The sequence below is a fragment of the Planctomycetia bacterium genome, assembly GCA_021413845.1.
In the GTDB taxonomy this organism is placed as follows: domain Bacteria; phylum Planctomycetota; class Planctomycetia; order Pirellulales; family PNKZ01; genus PNKZ01.
On sequence record JAIOPP010000014.1, the window covers coordinates 1 to 5200 of the forward strand.

6 protein-coding genes are annotated in these 5200 nt (G+C 63.3%); 1 reads left to right on the plus strand and 5 read right to left on the minus strand.

The window, feature by feature from the left end; all coding sequences use genetic code 11:
* The 3 genes from K8U03_02935 to trpD form a co-directional block, all read right to left on the minus strand.
* The coding region (locus K8U03_02935) for a hypothetical protein (protein MCE9603839.1) at positions 1–456 on the minus strand (456 nt) is incomplete at its 3' end.
* Between the two features lie 148 nt (positions 457–604).
* The gene (gene eda / locus K8U03_02940) at positions 605–1261 is read right to left on the minus strand and encodes a bifunctional 4-hydroxy-2-oxoglutarate aldolase/2-dehydro-3-deoxy-phosphogluconate aldolase (protein ID MCE9603840.1); all 657 of its coding nucleotides are present in this window, start codon (positions 1259–1261) and stop codon (positions 605–607) included.
* 40 nt (positions 1262–1301) lie between these two features.
* Positions 1302–2384 (minus strand): anthranilate phosphoribosyltransferase, encoded by a 1083-nt coding sequence (trpD, locus tag K8U03_02945; GenBank protein ID MCE9603841.1) that lies wholly within the window; start codon positions 2382–2384, stop codon positions 1302–1304.
* Positions 2385–2585: 201 nt separating this feature from the next.
* On the opposite strand from trpD, the gene K8U03_02950 reads away from it, so the two are divergent.
* On the plus strand, positions 2586–3524 hold the full coding sequence (locus K8U03_02950) for a nucleoside hydrolase (GenBank protein ID MCE9603842.1): 939 nt from the start codon (positions 2586–2588) through the stop codon (positions 3522–3524).
* A 30-nt stretch (positions 3525–3554) separates the two neighbouring features.
* On the opposite strand, the gene K8U03_02955 is transcribed toward K8U03_02950, so the two are convergent.
* Positions 3555–4730, minus strand: a complete 1176-nt coding sequence (locus K8U03_02955; GenBank protein MCE9603843.1) for a trypsin-like peptidase domain-containing protein — start codon at positions 4728–4730, stop codon at positions 3555–3557.
* Between the two features lie 78 nt (positions 4731–4808).
* Positions 4809–5200 (minus strand): TraR/DksA family transcriptional regulator (locus K8U03_02960; GenBank protein ID MCE9603844.1); only part of this gene is annotated, 392 nt, incomplete at its 5' end.

Genomic DNA, 5200 nt, shown 5'->3' on the forward strand with positions numbered 1-5200 from the left:
GGCCGAGCCTCGTTTCAGATCGAGTTCCAACTGCGGCGGAACCGTATCCACGAGCACCCGCAACTCAGGCTCGAACGCTCGCTCGGGCATGAGCTTTCCCGTCCGGCTCAGCGTGCGGACGAGAAACCAAAACTCGCCGTCGCGCGCTGCGCGATAAGAGAAGCGACCTTCCTGCGGGGCGACTTTCGCGTGCAGAGCCCAAGAGCCCCCTTGGTTCTCGCTGACGTGCAGCTGCACTTCAGTCGGCTCTTGGCCGGGGAGCGGCTGATCGATCTGAAACGGAATATCGAACTGACTTTGACGGGTCGGAAACAGCGGCACCCCTTCCATCGCGACCGGCGGCAGGGGAACGGGCGAGGCCGCTTCCAGGCGCGCAACGGCCGACATGCCGATCGTCGTCGCAACGAAGAATGCACGTACCGCTAGCGCCGAGATCCGCCGCTGTTTTTGCCGCATACCAGACGGTATCGGACCACGAGACCGTACGGCTTGAGCAAGAGCCTAGCGTCGAACAAGCTAGGTAAGAGGTATCGATTCTAACGACGCCGGCACCGGCATCGGCATGATTTCGGCACCCAAATTCGCTTACGGTTTTGCGAACGCGCTACGCTTTCAACTGCGCGCGCGTCTCGCTCACGATCTTCACGTACTGCTTCGCCAGCGACTCGATACGCCCCCAGTCGCCGGCGGCGATCGCTTTCGGCTCGACGAGCGACGAGCCGATGCCAAGCGCACAGGCTCCGGCCTTGATGAAGTCGGCGGCCGTTTCCAGCGTGACGCCGCCGGTCGGAATCATCCGCACCTGCGGCAACGGTCCGCGCAGCGCCTTGATGTGGTTCGGGCCGAGCACATCGCAAGGAAACACCTTCACGAAGTCGGCGCCGGCCTGCCAAGCCACGATGACTTCCGTCGGCGTCATCGCTCCGGGGAGCGCGAGCTTCGTATAACGACGACACATCGCGATCACGTCGAGATTCGTTCCCGGCGAGACGATGAACTCCGCTCCGGAAAGAATGGCGATGCGGCACGTCTCGGGATCGAGCACCGTGCCGGCTCCGAGCAGCACTTGGTTGCCCAACGCATCGGCGACCTGCTCCAACACCCGATGCGCCTTCGGGACCGTAAACGTCACTTCGAGGCAATCGACTCCGCCGGCGACGAGCGCCTTGGCGACGTCGACCAGCCGGCTGCTGTCGCTCGCGCGAATGATGCCGACGACACCGCTGGAAAGAAGCCGAGTCGTGTGATCGGGAGAAGCCATGAGCGAGAACCTGCCTGCGAAGAATGACTCGAACGATGCGTTAGGGATTGGTGATCTTGACGAGGCGGGCGAGCAATCGTTCGGCGTCGCCGGAATCGATCGCTTCGCGAGCCAAGGCGGCGGAGGCCAAGGTCGTAGGTGCGCGACCGGCGGTCCAGAGCGCCGCGGCTGCATTCACGACGACGAGATCGCGCGCCGGCCCTTGCGCGCCGCCGAGCACGCTGCGAATGATCGCGGCGCTGGCGGCGGGGGAATCGACATGGGCCGTTTCGAGCGTTTGCACTTCGACGTCGAAATCTTGCGGCTGCCACACGTATTCGCGCGGATGCTTCAACTCGGTAGCCAGGGTTTCCGCGACCGCTCGTTCGTCGGCCGTGTAGGAGCGGCGCAGCTTATCGACCTCGGTCACTTGCGTGGCGCCGGCAATCGTGACTTCTCCTAAGCCGTCGTCGCCGCTCACGACCACGGCTCGCTCGGTCTTGAGCAACACCAGGGCTTCGGCCAACAGGGCCCGTAGCTCCGTGCGGCCGACTCCGAGCAGCTGAAACTCCGCGCCGGCCGGATTCGTCAACGGCCCGAGCAGGTTGAAGATCGTGCGTCCGCCGAGCTTCTGGCGAACCGGTGCGACATGCTTCATCGCCGAGTGCATCAGCGGGGCGAAGCAGAAACAAATGCCGAGTTCTTCCAACGACCGCTCGACCACTTCGAGCTCGGCCTGGACGTTGACCCCGAGCTCGGCCAATACGTCGGCCGAGCCGCTACGGCTCGTCACGCGCCGATTGCCGTGCTTCGCCACCGGGACGCCGGCCGCCGCGGTGACGAGCGCGGCGGTGGTGCTCACGTTGAAGATCGTCGAGCCTACGCCGCCGGTGCCGCAGGTATCGATGATGCCGGTGCGTGAGGTCTTGATCCGTCGCATTTGGCTGCGCATCGCGGTGGCCGCGCCGGCGAGCTCTTCGGCCGTCTCTCCTTTTTCGCGCAGGCCGGTCAGGAAGAGGCCGATTTCCCCTTCGCTCCACTGCCCTTGCATGATGCCGCCGACCGCTTCGGCCGTTTCGTCGAGCGTAAGACCGGCGCCGGCCGCGAGGCGACCGAGCAGCGCATGTTGCGGGGCGGAACTCATAGGTAGTTGACGATTCCTTAAGAGAGGCGAAGTCGAAATTTTATCTTTCGCCGCCGGAGAACGAAAGGGCCGCGGAGCGAAGGGGAGATCCGCCGGGTGCGGATGTTCGACGTTGTGTCGCGCCGGTCGCAGCCTTACAATCCCCTTGGCGCCCGTTTGCCCTACTCGGATCGAAAGGAATTGGTCTTGTCCGGCGAAACATTGGTTCGAAAGATCGTGATCGACGTCGACCCCGGCATCGACAGCGCCGTGGCGCTGGCGTTGGCGTTGTTCGATCCCTCGCTCGAAGTCGTCGCCGTCACGGCCGTGGCGGGGAACGTCTCGGCCGAGCAAGCGACGCGCAACGTTCAGGCGATCATCGAACATCTCGACCCACCCCGTCGCCCGCGCGTCGGCGCGGCGATCGAGCCGGACTCCGCCCCCGCCGGCAACTTAGCGTTTCTCAGCGGAACCGATGGCCTGGGGAACGCCGAGTTTCCGGTCGCCGAGTTGCATCAGCGTCATCCTTCGGAGAAAGTTCTCGCCGAATCGATTCGCGCTTCGGCCGAGCAACTCACGATTCTCACGCTCGGGCCGTTGACGAACCTCGGCTTCTGCCTCCGTCGCGATCCGGCGATCGTCGGGCAAATCGGCCAATTCGTCATCGCCGGGGGAACGTATGCCGCGGCGGGCGATGTCTCGCCGGCAGCCGAGTTCAATATGTACTTCGACCCGGACGCCGCTCGGGAAACCCTGCGGAGCCGGGCGACGAAAACCATCGTGCCGCTCGACGTCCTCTCGAAGCCGGTCTTCGACTACGGGCTGTTGGAACGGATGCCCGACGAGGAATCCAACGTCGGCCGGTTGCTGAAGAAGATTCTGCCGTTCTATTTCCGGTCGCACCGGCGGCAGCTCGGCATCGAAGGGGTTCGGATGCAAGACGTCGTCGCGCTTCTCGCGCTCACGCATCCGCAACTCTTCACCACGCAGCGGGCCGCGGTCGACGTGGAAACCACGGGCGAGATCACGGCCGGAGCGACCATCTTCGATCGCCGCCACGAACCGCAATGGAGCCCGAACTGCGACGTCGCGATCGACGTCAACGTCGCCGGAGTGGTCGATGCGCTGATGACGGGCCTAGAGCGAGCCGCGTCGTTTTAGCAGTTTGCGAACGAACGACGCCGGCCGGCGTTACGGCTTCTTTTGCATTTCCGCAGCCCGCAGGAAGCGATCGTAGTCGCCGACGACGGTCTTGAGCTGCAGCAATTTCCCAGCGCGATAGAGTGCGACGGGGACTTCGGTGCCGACCTTCGTGAGGCTGATGATGTTCACGAGGTGGCTGTCGTTGTCGATCGGCGTGCCGTTGAAGTTGAGGATCACATCGTCGACCTGAAACGCCGATGTCTCGGCCGGCGAACCGGGAGTGATCCGAATCACATGCGCCCCGACGCGCCGCGGCAACCCGAGCTTCTCCGCCGTTTCGGAGCTGAACTTCGAGTCGAGCGTGACCCCAAGGAACGCTCGCACCACGGAGCCGTTTTCGATCAACTGCTTCGCGACGACCATCGCCATGTTGATCGGGATGCTGAAGCCGATCCCTTCGTTGCCCCCCGACTGGCTGGCGATCGCCGTGTTGATACCGATCACTTCGCCGCGAAGGCTGATGAGCGGCCCGCCGCTGTTGCCGGGATTGATCGCGGCGTCGGTCTGAATGAAATCTTGGAAGCGCACGGTGCCGTCGCCGAGCTCCAAGTCGCGACGTCCTTTAGCGCTGATGATCCCATAAGTCACGGAATGGCTCAGACCGAACGGGCTTCCCACCGCGACCGCGAAGTCGCCGATTTCGAGCTTATCGCTGTCGCCGATGCGAGCCGGCACCAGGCCTGTGGCGGTCGTCGCCATCACGGCGACGTCGGTATCTTTGTCGGCCCAGACTTTTTCCGGATGGATCGTCCGGCCGTCGGACAGACCGATGTTGATGTCGCGCAGGGCCGCATCGCGGATCACATGGCGATTCGTCAAGACATACATCTTGCGATCGAGCTCGATGACGACGCCGCTGCCGGCTTCTTCGACGGTTCGCGTCTTCCCGTAAACGCGACCACCTTCGCTGCGCTGGGCCTCGATATGCACGACCGTCGGACCGACGAGCTTCACGACCGTCTTCAAGACGTTGCCGTGTTTCTCGAGCTCGGCCACGTCGCGATACAACTGCTGATAGAGTTGGTCGCGAACCTCGGGCCGATGCAGCGGCGGGGTATGGTCTTGCCCACTCGCCACGGAAGCCGCCGTGAAGGGCATCAGGCCCCAGCAGAGGAGCCCGACGCAAAGACTTTCAACCGACCGAACACGGCGAGCGCGAAGCATGAAATCGTCTTTCCCGAAAAAGGGTCCCGCCCCAGCGAAGCAGCTAACCCTGAATTGTTGCTCCGGGAAAGAAGCAAATCAAGAAACATCGAGTTCGATATCGTTGATTGAAGCTAAATCGTCGCCGCCGGTGCTACCGCCGCCGTCGACCAAACGTCCCCAATCCATAAACTCCATGCCCGGTGCGGTGCCGTCTCGTTCGGCGACCCGTTGGCATTCGATGCAGAGCGTGGCATAAGGTAATGCACTTAAACGCGCGAACGGGATTTTATTGTCACAGCCTTCGCAAAGGCCGTATTGTCCGACGCGCATCCGCTCCAGCGCGTTTTCAATACTGGCCAATTCGCGGCTTTCGACTTCCGCCAGCTGGGAATTCAGCTCGTGATGGGCCGAATCCAAGGCCTGGTCGATCGTATCGCCCGCCGTTTGTTCGCGGAGTTCCATGAGGCCGCTGAGATCGCCCGCCAGCG

Coding starts and splice junctions, on each gene's coding strand:
- K8U03_02955 (MCE9603843.1), bottom strand. CDS start 4,730: ATGCTTCGCGCTCGCCGTGTTCGGTCGGTTGAAAGTCTTTGCGTCGGG.
- trpD (MCE9603841.1), bottom strand. CDS start 2,384: ATGAGTTCCGCCCCGCAACATGCGCTGCTCGGTCGCCTCGCGGCCGGC.
- eda (MCE9603840.1), bottom strand. CDS start 1,261: ATGGCTTCTCCCGATCACACGACTCGGCTTCTTTCCAGCGGTGTCGTC.